19 protein-coding genes are annotated in these 17,927 nt (G+C 72.3%); 9 read left to right on the forward strand and 10 right to left on the reverse strand.

The window, feature by feature from the left end; all coding sequences use genetic code 11:
- Positions 1-8: 8 nt before the first annotated feature.
- The 5 genes from tsaD to alr all read right to left on the reverse strand — a co-directional run bounded on the left by tsaD (position 9) and on the right by alr (position 4,098).
- The gene (gene tsaD / locus PWG71_RS04445) at positions 9-1,049 is read right to left on the reverse strand and encodes a tRNA (adenosine(37)-N6)-threonylcarbamoyltransferase complex transferase subunit TsaD (RefSeq protein ID WP_274808216.1); all 1,041 of its coding nucleotides are present in this window, start codon (positions 1,047-1,049) and stop codon (positions 9-11) included.
- Positions 1,042-1,521 carry a ribosomal protein S18-alanine N-acetyltransferase gene (rimI, locus tag PWG71_RS04450; RefSeq protein WP_446724978.1) on the reverse strand — a complete coding sequence of 160 codons (480 nt, stop codon included), beginning with the start codon at positions 1,519-1,521 and terminating at the stop codon, positions 1,042-1,044. Before rimI ends, tsaD begins: the two co-directional genes overlap by 8 nt.
- Before the next feature lie 29 nt (positions 1,522-1,550).
- The gene (gene tsaB / locus PWG71_RS04455) at positions 1,551-2,228 is read right to left on the reverse strand and encodes a tRNA (adenosine(37)-N6)-threonylcarbamoyltransferase complex dimerization subunit type 1 TsaB (RefSeq protein WP_274808217.1); all 678 of its coding nucleotides are present in this window, start codon (positions 2,226-2,228) and stop codon (positions 1,551-1,553) included.
- A gap of 4 nt (positions 2,229-2,232) precedes the next feature.
- A complete protein-coding gene (gene tsaE, locus PWG71_RS04460; protein ID WP_274808218.1) occupies positions 2,233-2,781 on the reverse strand; it encodes a tRNA (adenosine(37)-N6)-threonylcarbamoyltransferase complex ATPase subunit type 1 TsaE in 549 nt (182 codons plus the stop codon).
- Between the two features lie 192 nt (positions 2,782-2,973).
- On the reverse strand, positions 2,974-4,098 hold the full coding sequence (alr, locus tag PWG71_RS04465; protein WP_274808219.1) for an alanine racemase: 1,125 nt from the start codon (positions 4,096-4,098) through the stop codon (positions 2,974-2,976).
- 127 nt (positions 4,099-4,225) lie between these two features.
- Here alr and PWG71_RS04470 point away from each other — a divergent pair, with 127 nt between their 5' ends.
- Positions 4,226-4,756: a DUF6069 family protein gene (locus PWG71_RS04470; RefSeq protein ID WP_274808220.1), complete on the forward strand. Its 531-nt coding sequence runs from the start codon at positions 4,226-4,228 to the stop codon at positions 4,754-4,756.
- Between the two features lie 190 nt (positions 4,757-4,946).
- Here the strand turns inward: PWG71_RS04470 and PWG71_RS04475 are convergent, their stop codons facing one another.
- Complete coding sequence (locus tag PWG71_RS04475; protein ID WP_274808221.1) at positions 4,947-6,173, reverse strand: ROK family transcriptional regulator; 1,227 nt, start codon at positions 6,171-6,173, stop codon at positions 4,947-4,949.
- Positions 6,174-6,287: 114 nt separating this feature from the next.
- On the opposite strand from PWG71_RS04475, the gene PWG71_RS04480 reads away from it, so the two are divergent.
- The 8 genes from PWG71_RS04480 (at position 6,288) to PWG71_RS04515 (ending at position 15,319) form a co-directional block, all read left to right on the forward strand.
- Positions 6,288-7,427 (forward strand): Gfo/Idh/MocA family protein, encoded by a 1,140-nt coding sequence (locus PWG71_RS04480; protein ID WP_446724979.1) that lies wholly within the window; start codon positions 6,288-6,290, stop codon positions 7,425-7,427.
- Positions 7,424-9,109, forward strand: coding sequence for a sugar ABC transporter ATP-binding protein (locus tag PWG71_RS04485; RefSeq protein WP_274808223.1), 1,686 nt, complete (start codon positions 7,424-7,426; stop codon positions 9,107-9,109). The genes PWG71_RS04480 and PWG71_RS04485 overlap by 4 nt, the downstream gene beginning before the upstream one ends.
- Positions 9,106-10,224, forward strand: a complete 1,119-nt coding sequence (locus PWG71_RS04490) for an ABC transporter permease (RefSeq protein WP_274808224.1) — start codon at positions 9,106-9,108, stop codon at positions 10,222-10,224. The genes PWG71_RS04485 and PWG71_RS04490 overlap by 4 nt, the downstream gene beginning before the upstream one ends.
- Positions 10,221-11,279, forward strand: a complete 1,059-nt coding sequence (locus PWG71_RS04495) for an ABC transporter permease (protein WP_274808225.1) — start codon at positions 10,221-10,223, stop codon at positions 11,277-11,279. Before PWG71_RS04490 ends, PWG71_RS04495 begins: the two co-directional genes overlap by 4 nt.
- 2 nt (positions 11,280-11,281) lie before the next feature.
- Positions 11,282-12,487, forward strand: a complete 1,206-nt coding sequence (locus PWG71_RS04500; RefSeq protein ID WP_274808226.1) for a substrate-binding domain-containing protein — start codon at positions 11,282-11,284, stop codon at positions 12,485-12,487.
- A gap of 12 nt (positions 12,488-12,499) precedes the next feature.
- Positions 12,500-13,357, forward strand: a complete 858-nt coding sequence (locus PWG71_RS04505; protein WP_274808227.1) for a sugar phosphate isomerase/epimerase family protein — start codon at positions 12,500-12,502, stop codon at positions 13,355-13,357.
- A gap of 165 nt (positions 13,358-13,522) precedes the next feature.
- Positions 13,523-14,203: a hypothetical protein gene (locus PWG71_RS04510; RefSeq protein ID WP_274808228.1), complete on the forward strand. Its 681-nt coding sequence runs from the start codon at positions 13,523-13,525 to the stop codon at positions 14,201-14,203.
- Positions 14,204-14,314: 111 nt separating this feature from the next.
- Positions 14,315-15,319, forward strand: coding sequence for a sugar phosphate isomerase/epimerase family protein (locus tag PWG71_RS04515; protein WP_274808229.1), 1,005 nt, complete (start codon positions 14,315-14,317; stop codon positions 15,317-15,319).
- A 41-nt stretch (positions 15,320-15,360) separates the two neighbouring features.
- Here the strand turns inward: PWG71_RS04515 and PWG71_RS04520 are convergent, their stop codons facing one another.
- The 4 genes from PWG71_RS04520 to PWG71_RS04535 form a co-directional block, all read right to left on the reverse strand.
- Positions 15,361-15,603 (reverse strand): hypothetical protein, encoded by a 243-nt coding sequence (locus PWG71_RS04520; RefSeq protein ID WP_274808230.1) that lies wholly within the window; start codon positions 15,601-15,603, stop codon positions 15,361-15,363.
- A 151-nt stretch (positions 15,604-15,754) separates the two neighbouring features.
- Complete coding sequence (locus PWG71_RS04525; RefSeq protein WP_274808231.1) at positions 15,755-16,126, reverse strand: hypothetical protein; 372 nt, start codon at positions 16,124-16,126, stop codon at positions 15,755-15,757.
- 98 nt (positions 16,127-16,224) lie between these two features.
- The gene (locus PWG71_RS04530) at positions 16,225-16,701 is read right to left on the reverse strand and encodes a hypothetical protein (protein ID WP_446724980.1); all 477 of its coding nucleotides are present in this window, start codon (positions 16,699-16,701) and stop codon (positions 16,225-16,227) included.
- A gap of 317 nt (positions 16,702-17,018) precedes the next feature.
- Positions 17,019-17,714 carry a carbonic anhydrase gene (locus tag PWG71_RS04535; RefSeq protein WP_274808233.1) on the reverse strand — a complete coding sequence of 232 codons (696 nt, stop codon included), beginning with the start codon at positions 17,712-17,714 and terminating at the stop codon, positions 17,019-17,021.
- Between the last annotated feature and the right edge of the window lie 213 nt (positions 17,715-17,927).

A 17,927-nucleotide genomic window follows, 5' to 3' on the forward strand; every position in this document is an offset into this window, starting at 1 on the left:
TGCGGGCGTCAGCCGGCCAGGGGGGACTCCACCGGGAGGGAGGTGTCCGTGGCCAGGTCGAGTGTCGACGGGGGCAGGCCCGCCGCCACGACCTCGGCGCCCAGGGCGGCGATCATCGCGCCGTTGTCGGTGCACAGCCGGGGCCGGGGCACCCGCAGGGTGATGCCCGCCTCGCGGCAGCGCTGCTCGGCCAGGGTGCGCAGCGCCGAGTTGGCCGCCACCCCACCGCTGATCACCAGCGTGCTCACCCCGTGCTCCACGCAGGCGTCGACCGCCTTGCGGGTGAGCACGTCCACCACCGAGTCCTGGAACGCCGCCGCGATGTCGGCGACCACCAGCGGCTCGCCCCGGCGGTCGGCGTCCTCCACGTGGCGGGCGACGGCGGTCTTGAGCCCCGAGAACGAGAAGTCGTACGTGCCGTCCCCCCACTTGCCGCGCGGGAAGCGGATCGACTTGGCGTCGCCCCGCTGCGCGGCCTTGTCGATGGGCGGGCCGCCCGGGTAGGGCAGGTCCAGCAGTCGGGCCACCTTGTCGTAGGCCTCGCCCGCCGCGTCGTCCACGGTGTCGCCGAGCGACACCACGTCGGTGGCCAGGTCGTTGACCAGCAGCAGCGACGTGTGTCCGCCGGAGACGAGCAGCGCGATCGCGGGCTTGGGCAGCGGCCCGTGCTCCAGCTGGTCCACGGCCACGTGCCCGACCAGGTGGTTGACCCCGTACAGCGGCTTGTCCAGGGCCATCGCGTAGGCCTTGGCCGCCGAGACCCCCACCAGCAGCGCGCCCGCCAGGCCGGGCCCGGCGGTGACGGCGATGGCGTCCACGTCGGAGAGCTTCACCCCGGCCGAGTCCAGCGCCCGCCGAACGGTGGGCGTCATGGCCTCCAGGTGGGCGCGACTCGCCACCTCGGGCACCACGCCGCCGAAGCGGACGTGCTGCTCCACACTGGAGGCCACCGACTCGCCGAGCAGCTCACAGCCGCGCACGAGTCCCACTCCGGTCTCGTCGCAGGACGTCTCGATGCCCAGGATGAGCGGGAGGTCGTGGTCACTCATGGGTACCCTCCTCGGCGATGCGCCGCATGACCAGGGCGTCGGCCCCGTTGTAGTAACCGCGTCGGACGCCGATCCGCTCGAATCCGAAGCGGCCGTAGAGCTTCTGTGCGCGCGGGTTGTCCGAGCGCACCTCAAGGAACATGTGGGTCACCCCGCGCCGGGCGGCCTGGTCGAGGAGGCCGGTGAGCAGCGCGCCCCCGATCCCCTGCCCCCAGGCGGACGCGGCGACCGCCATGGTCTGCACGTCGCCCTCGGGCGGGACGAACCGCAGGCCGGCGTAGCCGACCGGCCCGCCCTCGTGGGTGACGGCGACGATGTAGTGGCGGGTGGCGACCTCGGCCAGTTCGTCGCGGAGCATCCCCTCGGTCCAGGCGTCCGCCGGGAACAGGGCCCGCTCCAACGCCATGACAGCGTCGACGTCGTCGGCGGTCATGGGGCGCAGGGTCACGCCCTCGGGCGATGCGACGCGCACCGCGTCCAGTGCGGTGTCGCGGACCGGTGTCACCTCACCCACTGGCGGACCTTCTTCGGCGCGCCCGGCACCACCGCGTCGGGTCGGCGCAGGTAGAGCGGGGTGGGTTCGGGGAGCGCCTCGCCCCGGTGGAGCCGGTACAGGGCCAGTTCGGCCATGGCTGCGGCGTCCGGGTACACCGGTTCCGGCGCGGACGCGGCCTCGCCGAACACGTCGGCGTACATGCGGGCGCCGTCGCCGACCAGCGGAAGGCCCCCGGTGTCGAGGTCGGCCGGTCGCTCCACGGCGACCTCGCCCACGCGGGTGAGGTGGTCGTCGTAGCGCGCCCAGAACACCTCTTTGCGGCGGGCGTCGGTCATCGCGACGAACGGCCCGTTCCTCTTGGTCGCGAAGGCCAGCGCGTCCAGGGTGGTGACCCCGTGGCAGGCGATGCCGAGGGCGTCGGCCAGGGCGTGGGCCGTGGCCAGTCCCACACGCAGGCCGGTGTAGGGGCCGGGCCCGACGCCGACGGCGATGGCGCCGAGGTCGGCCAGGGCGACCCCGGCCTCCTCGGTGAGGGACCGGATGGTCGGGGAGAGCAGTTCGCCGTGGCGGCGGGCGTCCACGGAGGACGCGCTCGCGCGCGGGGTGAAGGAGCCGTCCGCGCCGGACTCGCCGATGGCGGCGGTGACGGCGGGGGTGGCGGTGTCGAAGGCGAGGAGGAGCACGCGTCTACCCTTCCGAGTTCTCGTCGGGGACGCCGGTCGCGCCCTCGTCGGCGATGTCGGCGGAGGTGGGCAGGGCGACGCCCGCCCAGCGGTGGCCGACCGGGGTGAGGTGGACGGTGCGACCGTCGTCCGGGTGCCGCTCGATCCGGATCTCCAACCGGTCGTCGGACAGGCCCTCGGCGACGCCCTCGCCCCACTCGACGACGGTGACGGAGTCGGGGAGGGTCATGTCGAGGTCGATGTCGTCGATCTCGTCGGGCCCGCCGAGGCGGTAGGCGTCCACGTGGACGAGCGACGGTCCGCCCACCAGCGAGGGGTGGATGCGGGAGATGACGAAGGTCGGGGAGGTGACCGAGCCGCGCACGCCCAGCCCCCGGCCCAGGCCCTGGGTGAGGGTGGTCTTGCCCGCGCCGAGCGGGCCGGACAGGATCAGCAGGTCGCCTGGTCGGCTGAGGCCGGCCAGGGCGCGGCCGAGGGCGCGCATGGCGCCGTCGGTGGCGGCGGTCACCGCGTGGACGGTGGACGCGTTCGCTGTGGTCGTCACGTCTGTCATCGGGCTCGCAAGGCTGTGTGTCGGTACGGTTCGGGCGGTGGCCGGCCGGGGTGGGGCGCGACCGCCGGGTGGTGTGTCCTCCTCACCCCAGGTTAGGCGGGGCGGCGGGGGCGCGTGACCGGTTGTGGACGATCGGTGGAGGTCGTTCACGCCACACCCCGGACCGGCCGGAACACGACCGCCGACCGCGGGTCAGCCGCCGACGTACTCGCGGGGGACCCGGACGCCCACCCTGGTGACGATCTCGTACGGGATGGTGTCCAGGACCCGGGCCCAGTCCTGGGCGCTCGGGGTGCCCGGGTGCTCGCCCGGGTCGCCGAACAGCACCGCGTACTCTCCGGCGGTCACCTCGTCGTCGCCCACGTCGATGACGAACTGGTCCATGCACACCGTTCCGGCGATGACGCGCGGGCGTCCGCCGAGGAGCACCGGCCCCTTGTTGGTGGCGGCCCGGGGCACGCCGTCGGCGTAGCCGAGGGGTACCAGGGCCAGAGTGGTCTCGCGGTCGGTGACGTAGCGGTGGCCGTAGGAGACGCCGCTGCCGGCCGGCACCCGCTTGGTGAGGGCGACACGGGCGCGCAGGGTCATCGCGGGCCGCAATCCGGGCACGTCGTAATTCGGGATCGGGGAAAGACCGTAACTCGCGATCCCGCCCCGGACCAGGTCGAAGCGCGCCTCGGGCAGGGTGAGCAGCGCGGCCGAGTTGGCGATGTGGCGCACCTCGGGGGTGAGGCCGACCTTGTCGGCGGCCGCCAAGGCGTCGTGGAACACCGCGAGCTGAGCGGCGATCGAGGGGTGGCCGGGTTCGTCGGCGCAGGCGAAGTGCGACCAGACGCCGCTCACCTTGAGGTCGCCGGTCTCCTCGGCGCGGGCGGCGGCCTCCACCAGGTCGCCCCACTCGGCGGAGCCGACCCCGCCCCGGTTGAGACCGGTGTCGATCTTGAGCTGCACCCGCGCGGTGCGCCCCAGCCGCCGGGCTTCGGCCAGGACGGCGTCCAGCAGGAGGGGATCGCTGACGCCGAGGTCGATGTCGTTCTCGATGGCCGCGCCCAGGGGCTCGCCCGGGGGGATGATCCAGGACATGACGGGGGCGGTGATGCCGGCTTCGCGCAGGCGCAGACCCTCGTCGATGAACGCGGTGCCGAGCCAGCTCGCCCCGCCCGCGAGCAGGGCGCGGGCGGCGGGGAGCATGCCGTGCCCGTAACCGTCGGCCTTGACCACGCCCATGAGGGGGGTCCCGCCGGCGTGCCCGCGGAGCGACCGTGCGTTGTCGGCGATCGCGTCCAGATCGACGCGAGCGTGCGCGAAGTGAGCCATGACCTCAGTCTTCCACGTGTGGGTTACCTTCGCGGGGCTTCGGGTATGTGGGCTACGACCGAGTACGGACGTATCCGGATGTATACGGAGTGCGACGATACTCGACGCCGTATCTGGGGGTATCGGCATGAACGAGTTCACAACCGAACGAACCGTCAACGCGGTCCGCTTGTGGTCCGGCGGCCTGGCGACGGCGGTGGTGGCGGCACTGGTGATCCTCGTGGGCACCCTGTTCGTCCGGGGTGTGCTGGGGATTCCCGTGCTGGCCCCTGAGGAGGCCGGTTACCTCGGTGACGCCGGGACCGCGCTGTACGCCCTGGTGGCGGCGATAGCCGCCTTGGCGGCCACGGCCCTGATGCACCTGCTGCTGGTGGCGGCGCCGCGTGCCCGCGCCTTCTTCGTGTGGATCATAGGGTTGATCACCGCCATAGCGGTGGTGACCCCGTTCACCCAGGGGGCCGAGGGCGCCAGCCAGGTCGGCACCGCCCTGATCAACCTGGTCGCCGGTGTGGCCATCGCCATCCTGGTGAACAGCGTGGCACGGACCGCCGTGGTCCGCAGCGACAGCCGCGGTACCGAGAGGCCCGTCCTGCGCCACGAGGGCATCCTGCCCGACGTCGATCAGGCCGAGTTCCGTGGGGAACCGCGCGGCCGGTGATCCCCTGAACCAGGGTCATCAAGGGGAGGGGCGGAGCCGATCGGCTCCGCCCCTCCCCCACGTGCGGACCCCGAGCCCCGCACGGTCCTCACCGGGCACCGGGTCAGGCGACGCGAAGGACGAGCCGGTCGGCGTGCCCCGCCGTCAGGCCGCGCGCCGGGCCTCGCACGGCCTTCGTGGAGCGTCCCCGTCAGGCGGTGCCGGAGATGAGCCGGTCGGCGTGCTCCGGGCTCAGACAGTGCTCGATGACCAGCACCGCCGCGCCGATGACGCCGGCGCCCTCCCCCGCCTCCGAGGAGACGATGTTGAGGTGTTCGGTGGCCAGCGGCAGCGACCGCTGGTAGATGACCTCGCGCACGCCCGCCAGTAGGTGATCGCCGGCCAGGGCCAGGGCCCCGCCGATGACGATGACCGACGGGTTGAACATGTTGACCGACGCGGCCAGCACCTCGCCGATGTCGCGGCCGGCCTGGCGCAGGGCGCGCAGCGCCGGGACCGAGCCGTTGCGGGCCAGTTCCACCACGTCGCGGGCGCCGGCGGCGGGCACGCCCTCCTCGGTGAGGGCGGCGGCCAGGGCCGCGCCGCTGGCGACGGCCTCCAGGCAGCCGGTGTTGCCGCAGCGGCAGGGTTTGTCGGCCCCGGTGGCGACGTGGATGTGCCCCATGTCGCCGGCCGCGCCCTGCGCGCCCCGGTACACGCGGCCCTCGCTGACGATGCCGCAGCCGATGCCGGTGGCGACCTTGACGAACATCAGGTGGCTCGCGATGGGCCAGGCGGTGTGGTGTTCGCCGATGGCCATGATGTTGACGTCGTTGTCGACCAGGACCGGCACGGCCAGGCGTTCGCCCACGTAGCCGGGCACGTCGAAGCCGTCCCACCCCGGCATGATCGGCGGGTTGACCGCCCGGCCGGTGGAGTGCTGGACGGGTCCGGGCAGGCCGATGCCCAGGCCGAGGAGTTCGGAGACGTCGCGGTCGGCCTGGGCGATCAGGGCGCGGCCGCGCTCGACGACCCAGTCGAGGACGGGTTCGGGGCCCAGGGAGATGTCGAGGTCGGCGCGGGCCTCGGCGACGACGTCCGCCGCCATGTCGGTGAGGGCCAGTCGGGCGTGGGTGGCGCCCAGGTCGGCGGCGAGGACGACCCGGGCCCGGGGCCGGAACGAGAACGTGGTGGGCGGGCGCCCGCCGGTGGACACCGCCTCGCCGGTGGGGCCGATGAGGCCGCTGGCGAGGAGGGCGTCCACCCGCTGGGTGACGGTGGACCGGGCCAGCCCGGTGGCCCCGGCGAGTTCGGAGCGGGTCCGGGGGCGACCGTCGCGCAGGAGTCGGAGCAGGGTCCCCGCCCCGAGCGCGGTGGTGGAGGGAGCGGCGCGGAGCCGGGTGAGGGCCGCCGCGTCGGTCAGCGCGTCTTCCGTCATGGGACAAGTCAAGCACAGGATCTATTGACCGACTGGTGTCACCCTATTGCGGTCACATTTCTCAACTTATGCTTGACCATCGTCATAAGTCCGGCGTACGGTTCCACCATGTCAGTGAGCAAGGTCACAAGCATCGGCGGCGGATCCGATGCCACGACCACGACGAACGCCTACCGCGCCGCGGTCATCGGCACCGGGTTCATGGGGCGGGTCCACGGCCACGCCGTCCGCGCCCACGGGGGCGCGGTGGTCGGGGTCGCGGGCTCCTCCCCGGAGAAGGCCGAGGCCTTCCGCGTCGCCCACGGCGCCGGACGCGCCCACGCCGACGCGCTCGACCTGATCCGCAGCGACGACGTGGACGTGGTGCACGTGTGCGTCCCCAACCACCTGCACGCACCGCTGAGCCTGGCCGCGCTCGACGCCGGCAAGCACGTGGTGTGCGAGAAACCCCTGGCCACCGACGCCGCCACCGCCCGGGAGATGACCGCGGCGGCGGAGGCCGCGGAGCGGGTCGCCGTCGTCCCCTTCGCCTACCGCTTCCACCCCATGGCCCGTGAGGCCCGCGCCCTGGTCGCCGCCGGCGCCATCGGCCGGGTCGGACTGGCCCACGGCGGCTACCTCCAGGACTGGCTCCTGTACCCGGGGGAGGACAACTGGCGGGTGGACCCGGCCATCGGCGGACCCACCCGGGCCTTCGGCGACATCGGTTCGCACTGGTGCGACATGCTGGAGTTCGTCACCGGCGACCGGATCACCTCCGTCAGCGCGCAGACCGGCCGTTTCAACGACGTCCGCGACGGACGCCCGGTCGCCACCGAGGACCTGGTCACCCTCCAGTTCACGACGGCGGGCGGGACCATCGGGAGCGCCGTCATCAGCCAGGTCTCCCCCGGCCGCAAGAACAGCCTGGTGCTGGAGGTCTCCGGCACCGAGGGGTCCCTCCGCTTCGACCAGGAGCGCCCCGAGACCCTGTGGGCGGGCGGGCGCGGGCGCACCGCGATCATCTCCCGCGACTCCCCCGACCTGAGCGCCGACGCCGCCCGGCTCTCCGGCGTCCCCGTCGGTCACCCCCAGGGCTACCAGGACTGTTTCAACGCCCTGGTCGCCGACACCGCCGACGCCGTGGCCGGCGGCGCCCCCGAGGGGCTGCCGGTCTTCGCCGACGGGCTGCGCGCGGCGGTCATCGCCGAGGCCGTGCTCCTGTCGGCGCGCGAGCACCGCTGGGTCGACATCACCGAGGTGGACCGGGGATGAGCGCCGAACCCCCCGAGGCACCCGTCATCCGCATGAGCGGCATCACCAAGTCCTTCCTGGGCGTCCGCGTCCTGCACGGCGTCGACCTGGAGCTGTACCCGGGACGGGTGCACGCCCTGGTCGGTGAGAACGGCGCGGGCAAGTCCACGCTGATGAAGGTCCTGGCCGGGGTCCACCCGGCCGACGAGGGCGTCGTCGAACTGGACGGACGCCCCGTCTCCTTCGAGCACCCGGTCCAGGCCCAGCGGGCGGGCGTGGCCACCGTCTTCCAGGAGTTCAACCTGCTCCCGGAGCGGACCGTCGCCGAGAACGTGTTCCTGGGCCGGGAGATCCGGGGCCGGTTCGGCACGGTGGACGGCCGGGCCATGGAACGCGCCACCGCCGCCCTGCTCGCCGACCTGGACCTGGAGGGCATCGACCCCTGGGCGCGGGTCCGGTCCCTGTCGGTGGCCCGGCAGCAGGTGGTCGAGATCGTCAAGGCGCTCTCGCACGACGCCCGCGTCATCTCCATGGACGAGCCGACCGCCGCGCTGGCCGAGGGCGAGGTGGAGGTGCTCTACCGGATCATCGGCCGCCTCCTCGAACGCGACGTGGCGGTGCTGTACGTCTCGCACCGGATGCGGGAGATCTTCGACCTGGCGAGCCGGATCACCGTCCTCAAGGACGGTCGCCTCGTCGACACCGTGGAGGCCGCCGACACCCGCCCCGCCGACCTGGTGCGCATGATGGTGGGCCGCCCGGTGTCGGCGGTCTTCCCCGGTCACCTGGAACCCAGGGGGGAGCGCTCCGGCGAGGTGCGCCTGGAGGTGCGCGGCGGCGGCAACTCCCAACTGGACGACGTCTCGTTCGAGGTGCGCGGCGGCGAGATCGTGGGGCTGGCCGGTCTTCAGGGAAGCGGTCGCACGGAGATCGCCCACGCCCTCTTCGGGATCGACCGCTTCACCCGGGGCGAGGTCGTCGTGGACGGCCGCCGGGTGGACCCGCGCTCCCCCCGGGCCGCGATCCGGGCGGGTCTGGTCCTGGTGAGCGAGGACCGCAAGACGCAGGGGCTGGCCCTGAACCAGTCGATCGCCGCCAACGCCCGCCTGGTCCTGGACGCCGTGTGGCCGTTCGGGTCCGGTCCCCGGGCCGCCCGGTTGCCCGGGGTGCTCTCCTCCCTGGAACTGGTCTCGCACGGCGGGAGCGCCCAGGAGGTCCGCTACCTGTCCGGCGGCAACCAGCAGAAGGTCGTACTGGCCAAGTGGCTGGCCGCCGAACCCGGCGTGATGGTCCTGGACGAGCCGACCCGCGGCATCGACGTGGGCGCCAAACAGGCCGTCTACCGGCTGATGCGCGAACTCGCGGCGTCGGGGGTGGCGATCGTGCTCATCTCCTCGGAGCTGCCCGAGCTCATCGGCATGTCCGACCGCCTCGTCGTCCTGGCCGACGGCCGGGTGGCGGGCGGACTCCCCGGCGGCTCGGGTGAGGAGGAGGTCATGGCCCTGGCCACCGGGTCCCCGCCGGAGACCGCCGACCCGGGGGTGGAGGACCCCCGGATCACCGCCGTGGTCGAGGAGGTCGCACAGGCCGAACACGATCCCCCCGGCCCTCCGGGCTCCCCCGGGCCCGACCCCGGCACAGCCGCCGAGACCACCCCGGGCGACGGGGACGGCCCCGCCCGACACGAGGAGGCCGCACCGTGAACCGTCCCCCCGCCTCCCTCATCGACACCGTCCGAGGCCTGTGGGCGCGCACCGGCACCACCGGCGCGGTCTACCTGGCCCTGCTCCTCCTGCTGGTGCTGAGCAGCGTCTACGTGGCGTCCCAGGGCCGGAACCTGTTCACCACGGCCAACACCGTCGACCTGTTCACCCGCAGCAGCCTGCTCGGGTTCCTCGCCATCGGCCAGACCCTGGTCATCCTGTGCCGGTCCCTGGACCTGTCCGTCGGGTACGTCGCCGCCCTGTCCACCGTGGTCGCGGCCACGACCATGGCGGGCGACCCCTCCCGGATCCCGCTGGGGATCGCCGCCACCCTCGGGCTCGCGGCGCTGATCGGCCTGGCCAACGGCACCATCGTCACCTGGCTGCGGGTCAATCCGTTCATCGCCACCCTCGGCACGGGGCTCATCATCAAGGGCTTCCTGGACACCAACTTCCAAGGCCCGGCCGGGGACGTGCCCGCCGCCTTCCAGGCGTTCGGCCACACCCGCGTCGGGGTGCTGCCGATCTCCACCCTGGTCATGGTGGGCCTGGCGGTCGCGGCGATCGTGTTCCTGCACCGCAGCCGCACCGGCTATCACATGTACGCCGTGGGCGGCGACGCGGAGGTGGCCCGACTGTCCGGGGTCCGCGACCGGGTCCCCGTCATCACCGCGCACGTCCTGTGCTCGATGACCGCCGGGGTGGCCGGGCTGCTGCTGGCCGCCCGGTTCGGCACCGGCAGCGCCCTGGTCTACGGCAACGGCTACGAACTGGAGGCCATCGCCGCGGTGGTGCTGGGCGGCACCTACCTGCTGGGCGGGCGCGGCGGTGTGGCCGGGACCCTCGCCGGGGTGTTCATCCTCGCCACCCTCGACACGGTGTTCAACGTGCTGGCGGTGGATCCGTTCGTCAAGGACGTGCTGCGCGGCGTCATCGTCATCACCGCCGTGGCCATCTACGCCCGCGGTCGGCCGTCACGGTCGGCGGGGCGGGTGCGCTTCCCCTCCGGCGGACCACCGCCACCCGTGCCCGATCCCTCCCCCGACCCGACCGATCCCCCCTCCGAACCGGGCGACGCCGTCCCCGCACCGATCACCCGGGGAGGTGGACGATGACCGCGCCGACACCCTCCGCGCGTCGCCCGTACCCGGCGGCCCTGGCCGCGTTCGGCCGGGGCGGCACCGCCACGGTGCTCCTGCTACTGGTGCTCGTCTTCGTGGTCATCGCCACCCAGAACCCGTCGTTCTTCCAGGGTCCGCCGCTCATGGCCTTCGCCAAGAAGGCGGCACCGCTGGTCGTCCTGGCCGTCGGCCAGTACCTGGTCATCGTCTCCGGGGAGTTCGACCTGTCGGTCGGTTCGCTGGTCGGCGCCCAGGTGGTCATCGCGGCCCGACTCATCGACGGCGAGGAGGGCGTGACCCTGCCGGTCATCGGCCTCATGCTCGCCTTCGGACTGCTGGTGGGCCTGGTCAACGGACTGGTCACGACCCTGCTCAAGGTGCCCTCGATCATCACCACCCTGGGCATGATGCTCGTCCTGTTCGGCGCGGTCCGCTACTGGACCGGCGGCGCCCCCACCGGCTCCCTGTCGGAGTCGTTCCGCGTTCCGGGCCGGGGCGGGATCGAGGACGTGCCGTTCCTGGGCCAACTGCCGTGGGCGGTGCTCATCGCGCTGGCGCTGACCGTCGTCGCCGTGTTCCTCATGCGCTCCCCGTTCGGACGTTCCCTCATGGCGACCGGGGACAACGACGTCGCCGCCGCCTTCTCCGGAGTGCGGGTCCAGCGGACGCGCACCCTGGCCTTCGTCGGCTCCGCCCTCATGGCCACGGTCGCGGCGATCCTCATCGGCGGGTACGCCGGGGTCACCGCGCAGGTCGGCCAGGGTCTGGAGTTCACCGCCATCACCGCCGTGGTGCTGGGCGGTGTCGTCCTGGGCGGCGGCCGCGGGACGGTCGTGGCCGCCGCACTGGGCGCCCTCACCGTCGAGGCGCTGTTCACCCTGTTCAACCAGCTCTACCTGCCCTCCACCATCCAGCCGTCGGTGCAGGGGCTCATCATCATCGCCGCGGTGGCCTATGCCGCCCGCCGAGGCGAACTCCGACTTCCGGGACGCCTCCGACGGCGACCGGACCACGAACCCGAGCCACCGCTCGGCACTCCCAGGAGGTAATCATGCGCATCCCCCGCATGCTGCTCGCCGGCACCGCCGGTCTGACACTGATGCTCTCGGCGTGTACCACGGACGCGCCGGACGACGCCGCCGGAGGTGAGGGCGGTGGAACCGGGCTGACCCCCGACGCGGAGTGGTTCGACCCGGCCGAGTACGAGGCCCAGCTCGCCCAGCGCGAGATCGAGCCGGAGGGACCGGCCGACGAGCCCTGGTCACAGGCGATCGAACCGGAGTGGACGGACACCGCGGAGTTCGTCCACGACTCCCCGGAGGACGCCACCGTGTGCTTCTCCAACGCCTCGGTGTCCAACCCGTGGCGCGTCACCGGCTTCATCACCATGGAACAGCAGGTGGAGGCGCTCCAGGAGGAGGGACGCATCGGCGACTTCCGGGTCTCCGACGCCGCCGACGACGACAACCAGCAGATCTCCGACATCCAGGCGTTCGTCGACTCCGGCGACTGCGACGCCATCATCATCTCGCCGTCCACCACCGCCACCCTGACCCCGGCGGTGGAGACCGCGTGCGAGAGCGGCGTCCCGGTCATCGTGTTCGACCGCGGCGTCAACTCCGATTGCATGGTGACCTTCATCCACCCGATCGGCGGTTACGCCTACGGCGCCGACGCCGCCGAGTTCCTGGTGGAGAACCTGGAGCCCGGCTCGACCGTGCTGGCGTTGCGCATCCTGCCGGGTGTGGACGTGCTGGAGCACCGGTGGGCGGCGGCCCAGGAGATCTTCGGCGGCAGCGACCTGGAGGTGCTCGGCTACGAGTTCACCGAGGGCGACGGCGCCAAGATCAAGGACCTGGTCTCCCAGCACCTCCAGCGCGGCGAGGTGAACGGCATCTGGATGGACGCCGGCGACGGCGCCGTGGCCGCCCTGGAGGCCTTCGAGGACGCCGGTCGGCCCTACCCGGTGATCTCCGGTGAGGACGAGCTGAGCTTCATGCGCACGTGGGACGAGGAGGGGCTGACCGCGATCGCGCCGGTGTACTCCAACTTCCAGTGGCGGACCCCGGTGCTGGCCGCCTCGATGATCCTGGCCGGCGAGGAGGTCCCCGCCGAGTGGGTCCTGCCGCAGGAGCCGATCCGCCAGGACGAGCTCCAGGACTACCTGGACCGCAACGCCGACATGCCGTCGCTGCACTACGCCAAGTTCGGCGGCGAGGACCTGCCCGGCTTCCCCGAGGCCTGGACCGACCGGTAGGAGGAGGGGCGCATGCGCGCGTTGGGGGTCAACACCTGGGTGTGGACGTCACCGCTGACGGGGGCGGATCTGGAGCGGATCGCCCCCCGGGTGGCCGGGTGGGGGTTCGACGTGATCGAACTCCCGGTGGAGGACGTCGACGACTGGGACCCCGGCCGCGCCCGGGACCTGCTGGACGGACTGGGCCTGGCGCCCAGCGTCGTCCTGGTCATGGGCCCGGGTCGGGAGCTGGTGGCGACCGACCCGGGCACCCGTGGGGCGACGCGGGACTACCTGCGTCGGGTCGTGGACATGGCGGCGGCGGTCGGGTCGCCCGTCGCCGCCGGTCCCGCCTACGCCTCGGTGGGCCGGACCTGGCGGATGACACCGGCGGAGCGGTCCGCCCTGGCCTCGGAGCTGACCGAGGCGCTGGCCCCGGTCGTCGAGCACGCGGCGGGGGCGGGGGTGCGGTTGGCCGTGGAACCGCTGAACCGTTATGAGACGAGCGTGCTCAACACCGTCGACCAAGGACTGGAGCTGCTCGCCGACCTGCCCGTCGAGCACTGCGGTCTGGCTCTGGACGTCTACCACATGAACATCGAGGAGCGGGACGTCCCGGCGGCGATCCTGCGGGCCGGTGACCGGGTCGCCCACGTGCAGGTGTGCGCCAACGACCGGGGCGCCCCCGGCGCCGATCACCTGGACTGGACCGGGATCGTCGACGCGCTGGACACGATCGGTCACCCAGGCCCCCTGGTCATCGAATCGTTCACCGCAGAGAATGCCACCATCGCCACGGCGGCCTCCATCTGGCGGCCGCTCGCGGCGACCCAGGACGCGATCGCCGTCGACGGACTGGCGTTCCTGCGGTCTCTCCCGAGTGGAAGGTGAGGAGTGGTGGGGGGAGGCGGGACGCGGTCCGTACCCGGCCGTGTGCGCACAGCGGCCGGTCCGGCGGCGTGTCCCGGACGGCACACCCCCACCCCGCTCGGTGCCGCGCTCGCCGGAAAGCGCCGCTGGGAGCAGGGTGACTCCCACCCGCTAGGAGACGTCACCATGCCCGCCGACCACCGGACCCCCCTGGACGAGGAGCACCACGCCCCTCCCTCGGAGGATCTCCCCGAACCCACGCACACCACCGCCCTGACCTGGTGGCTCACCATCGGCTCCATGGTCCTCGTGGGCGCACTGATCGCAGCGCTCGTCCTGTCCGCCGGGGAGGGCGGGCCGTCCGGTGACCCGGACGCCGTGGGCGCGCTGGCCGAGACCGCGATGACGGCACGCGAGGACCTGACCCCGGTCATCGCGGAGATGGAGGAGTGGCTTCCGACCGACGGCTCGCACCCGTCCCTGGAACCGGTGGACGCCGCGACCGTGCACGGGTGGCGGACCACCGCGCACGACGTCGTCACCTCCCTGGCCACCGAGGACGACGTCGATCCCGTCCGTACCGGTCTGATCTCGTCGGCGTCGCTGCTGGTGGTGGTCGCCGACACCTACTCCAAGGCGGCGCTGGTGGAGGACGAGGACCTGCGCATGGACCTGCTGCACACGGCGATGGACGTGCGGAACGAGGCCGTCGTGGGCTGGTCCGTCGCGGCCGCGCACCTGGACGAGGCCGCGGTCGGCGCGGGGATCGGCCCCGTCCACGCCCACCTGCCGGCGGCCCCCGGCCTGGGTGCGTTGGAGCCCGACGGCACCGCCGGAGACCGGACCGAGCACGAGTACCACCACTGACGACGACCGACCACCACGACCATCGATGTCACCGGTCCCGCCGCCACCGCGGCGGGACCGCCCGCCCCCGCCCCAAGCGGACTCCGGGGTCCACCGACGAAAGGCCCGACCATGACACGACCAGTCACCCTCTTCACCGGACAGTGGGCCGATCTGCCCTTCGAGGAGATCTGCTCCCTGGCCTCCGCGTGGGGTTACGACGGGCTGGAACTCGCCTGCTGGGGCGATCACCTCGACGTCACCCGGGCCGCCGTCGACGACGACTACGTGCGCGACCGCCTCGACACGCTCGAACGGCACGGGCTGGGGCTCTGGGCGATCTCCAACCACCTGCTGGGGCAGGCCGTCTGCGACGACCCCATCGACCGAAGGCACCGGGACATCCTGCCCTCCCGGGTCTGGGGCGACGGCGACCCCGAGGGGGTGCGACGGCGGGCCGCCGAGGAGATGAGGACGACCGCGCGGGCGGCCGCCCGGCTCGGCGTGTCCACGGTGGTGGGCTTCACCGGTTCGGCGATCTGGAAGTACGTGGCGATGTTCCCGCCGGTCGGCGCGGACGTCATCGAGGCCGGATACCGGGACTTCGCCGACCGCTGGAACCCGATCCTGGACGTGTTCGACGAGGTGGGGGTGAGGTTCGCGCACGAGGTCCACCCCTCGGAGATCGCCTACGACCACTGGTCCACCGAGGCGGCGCTGGAGGCGGTGGGGCACCGGGAGGCGTTCGGCCTGAACTGGGACCCCAGCCACATGGTGTGGCAGGACATCGATCCGGCGGGGTTCCTGTGGGACTTCCGGGACCGCATCTACCACGTGGACTGCAAGGACACCCGCAAGCGCACCGGCAACGGCCGCAACGGTCGGCTGGGGTCCCACCTGCCCTGGGGCGACCCGCGGCGCGGCTGGGACTTCGTGTCGACCGGGCACGGCGACGTGCCGTGGGAGGACTGCTTCCGGGTCCTCAACGCGATCGGCTACACGGGGCCGATCTCGGTGGAGTGGGAGGACGCCGGGATGGACCGGCTGGTCGGGGCGGCCGAGGCGGTGGAGTTCGTCCGGGCGCACGCGTACGACCCGCCGGAGGCGTCCTTCGACTCGGCGTTCGGTTCGGACTGACGTCCGTCCGGGGCCCCGTCGGTCACGGGCCCCGGTTCTCGTCACATCATCGGGGCGATGATCACCCGATAGCGGTGGCCGTCTGCGACGACGTCGCGCCGGAAGTCGTTGACCCGGTTGACCGAGTCCTGGACGGCTCTGCCGGTGAACGCCGCCGGGTCGACGGCGGGCAGACGGTCGAGGACGGCGCGGACCGCCTCGTCGACGGACAGCACGGTGCCCCGGTGCTCCGGGACGATGCGCGGTCCGTCGTCGGCGAGACGGCTGATGGCGATCCGGAACATGGCCGGTTCTCCTTGGCGAGGGGGCTGCTGGGAGGAGAGCGGGGTACCCGCAATTGTCCACCATCCCCTCGCTCCCTGGGAACCGGTTTCCGGCCGGGACGGGGGCGCCGCGGTGCTCGTCGCGACCCGTGCTCGCGCCCCCGTCCCGGCGTCACACCTCCAAGGTCTCCTCGATGCTCTTGAGCCGGTGCCGGGCCAGGGCGAGGTTGCCCCGGCCGCGGTCCAGTGCCAGGTAGAGGAAGAGGCCCTGCCCCTTGCGGCTGGTGAGCGGCCGGATGACGTGGTACTGCCCGGACAGGGTGATGAGGATGTCCTCGATGGCGTCGTTGAGGCCGAGCTGGTCCATCGTGCGCATCTTGGCGCGGACCACCTCGGTGTTCCCGGCCGCCGCGACCGTGAGGTCGAGCGTGTTGGTGGAGGCGAGGGTGCCCAGTGCCATCCCGCTGCTGTAGTCGACGACGGCGGCGCCGACCGCCCCCTCGATCTCCATCATCTCCTTGAGACCGGATTCGATGTTCGGCATGTCGTTCTCTCTCCTTTGGGTGGTTCGGCGCGTCCGGCCCCGATCGGCGATCCAGCGGCGCAGCCCCTGGACCTTGCGGCGCGGGGAGGCTCCACCGGTCACGTGATCACCGCCCGAGCGGTACCGGGATGGTCCGTGGACAGGGTGCGCAGGGCGGTGAGGACGCGTTCCAGCACGCTCCGGTCCACGGGGGTCGCGGCCCGGGGCCGGGGGACGCCCCGGCCCCGGGCCGGTGGCCGATCGCGGTGGGGCACGGGCACCTGCGCGGTGCGGGCGAGGAGGCGCAGGCGTCGTAGGGCGAAGCCGAGGTTGCCCTCGTGCCGCGCCACGCGTGCCCGAAGGCACAGGTCGTCCGACCCGGCGAGGACGGCGAGCAGGACATGGTGGTCGGCGTCGGAGACGACGACGTCCTCCATCTCCTGCGCGGCGCACAAGGGTCCCGTGTGCACGGCGCGGAGGATCGCGATGGCGTCCTCCGCGCGGTCGTCGTCACCGGTCCGGGCGAGGGTGTGCCCGCTCCGCCAATCGACGAGGTGGACGCTGCGCACCCCGGGCGTCTGGAGCATGTCCCTCATCTGTCGGTCGATGGCGCGCACGTCGGTCCTTTGCGAAGACGGGGCCGGGCGACCCGCGACACATCGATCACGGGTGACGCCCTTGTACGGACAGCACGAGAATAAGGCGACTCACCCGGGTTCGCAGGGTTTTCAGAAATTAATGACGTAATGCCTGGTGAAAGAGTTAGGTCGACAATGTCGCAACGAAAACGATTGAGGATGAATGTGCATGGAAAAACCTTGGAAAACAGTGATCGCCCAGAATGGTCTGGGCGATCACTTTTATGATCTTGTGGGTTTTTAGGGACCTACCTCCCTGGTTTTCCGGACCCGGGTCAGAGCCAGTCGACCCCGTACCCGTTCAGGTCGTAACGGGCCGGAACGATGTCCAGACGGCCGGACTCGACGAAGGGGCGCAGTTCGTCGTCGGTGCGCAGCAGGTCCGCGACGTGGACGGCGTTGGCCCGTACGCAGGCGTCGAGGAAGTCGTCGCCCTCGTCGGGTGTGGCTTCGACGACCTCCAGGATCTGCTCGACCAGGTAACCGACGTGCCCGTGCGGGAGTTCACCGGTGCGGTGGGCGTCCACGGCGGCGCTCACCGCGCCGCACGAGGAGTGCCCCAGGACGACGATGAGGGGGACCTCCAGGTGCTCGACGGCGTAGGTGACGCTGCCGAGCACCGAGGAGTCGAGGACCTCGCCGGCGGAGCGGACGGTGAACAGGTCGCCCAGACCCCGGTCGAAGACCAGCTCCGGAGGGACTCGGGAGTCGGCGCAACCGAGGACGAGGGCGAAGGGGTTCTGACCCTGCGCGACCTCGATCCGGCGGTTCCGGCCCTCGTTGGGGTGACGGGAGGCGAACCGGCGCCAGCGCCGGTTGCCCTCCTTGAGCAGTCGCAGGGCCTGGCGCGCGCCCCCGTCGAAGGGGGCGTCGGGTTCGGCCCAGGCAGACGCGGGGGCCGCGGTGGCCAGGGCGGCCCCCGCGCTCCCGAGCAGGGAGGCGCGCAGGGCGTGACGACGTGAGATGGCCATGGGGAGTCTCTTCTTCTTCGCTTGAGGGCAGAAAGTGCCCCTTGTCCAAAGAAAGCGAAGAAAAGCTACTACTCGCCAAAAAAGGACACCAGTCACTTAACGGATCCTTAGCGTTACGGATCCGCTCCCACTCGGCGAAGGTGCCGGGATCGAAGGTGGCCGAAGCCCGTCTTCAGGCCCCTCACCTCTACCGATGCGCCGCGATCCCCCGTA

The sequence above is a fragment of the Nocardiopsis sp. N85 genome, from assembly GCF_028882275.1.
Classification (GTDB): Bacteria; Actinomycetota; Actinomycetes; order Streptosporangiales; family Streptosporangiaceae; genus Nocardiopsis; species Nocardiopsis lambiniae.

Coding starts and splice junctions, on each gene's coding strand:
- PWG71_RS04485 (WP_274808223.1), top strand. CDS start 7,424: ATGAGCGCCGAACCCCCCGAGGCACCCGTCATCCGCATGAGCGGCATC.
- tsaD (WP_274808216.1), bottom strand. CDS start 1,049: ATGAGTGACCACGACCTCCCGCTCATCCTGGGCATCGAGACGTCCTGC.
- alr (WP_274808219.1), bottom strand. CDS start 4,098: ATGGCTCACTTCGCGCACGCTCGCGTCGATCTGGACGCGATCGCCGAC.
- PWG71_RS04525 (WP_274808231.1), bottom strand. CDS start 16,126: ATGCCGAACATCGAATCCGGTCTCAAGGAGATGATGGAGATCGAGGGG.
- PWG71_RS04475 (WP_274808221.1), bottom strand. CDS start 6,173: ATGACGGAAGACGCGCTGACCGACGCGGCGGCCCTCACCCGGCTCCGC.
- PWG71_RS04500 (WP_274808226.1), top strand. CDS start 11,282: ATGCGCATCCCCCGCATGCTGCTCGCCGGCACCGCCGGTCTGACACTG.
- PWG71_RS04535 (WP_274808233.1), bottom strand. CDS start 17,714: ATGGCCATCTCACGTCGTCACGCCCTGCGCGCCTCCCTGCTCGGGAGC.
- PWG71_RS04520 (WP_274808230.1), bottom strand. CDS start 15,603: ATGTTCCGGATCGCCATCAGCCGTCTCGCCGACGACGGACCGCGCATC.
- tsaE (WP_274808218.1), bottom strand. CDS start 2,781: ATGACAGACGTGACGACCACAGCGAACGCGTCCACCGTCCACGCGGTG.
- PWG71_RS04505 (WP_274808227.1), top strand. CDS start 12,500: ATGCGCGCGTTGGGGGTCAACACCTGGGTGTGGACGTCACCGCTGACG.
- PWG71_RS04510 (WP_274808228.1), top strand. CDS start 13,523: ATGCCCGCCGACCACCGGACCCCCCTGGACGAGGAGCACCACGCCCCT.
- PWG71_RS04495 (WP_274808225.1), top strand. CDS start 10,221: ATGACCGCGCCGACACCCTCCGCGCGTCGCCCGTACCCGGCGGCCCTG.
- PWG71_RS04530 (WP_446724980.1), bottom strand. CDS start 16,701: ATGAGGGACATGCTCCAGACGCCCGGGGTGCGCAGCGTCCACCTCGTC.
- PWG71_RS04470 (WP_274808220.1), top strand. CDS start 4,226: ATGAACGAGTTCACAACCGAACGAACCGTCAACGCGGTCCGCTTGTGG.
- PWG71_RS04515 (WP_274808229.1), top strand. CDS start 14,315: ATGACACGACCAGTCACCCTCTTCACCGGACAGTGGGCCGATCTGCCC.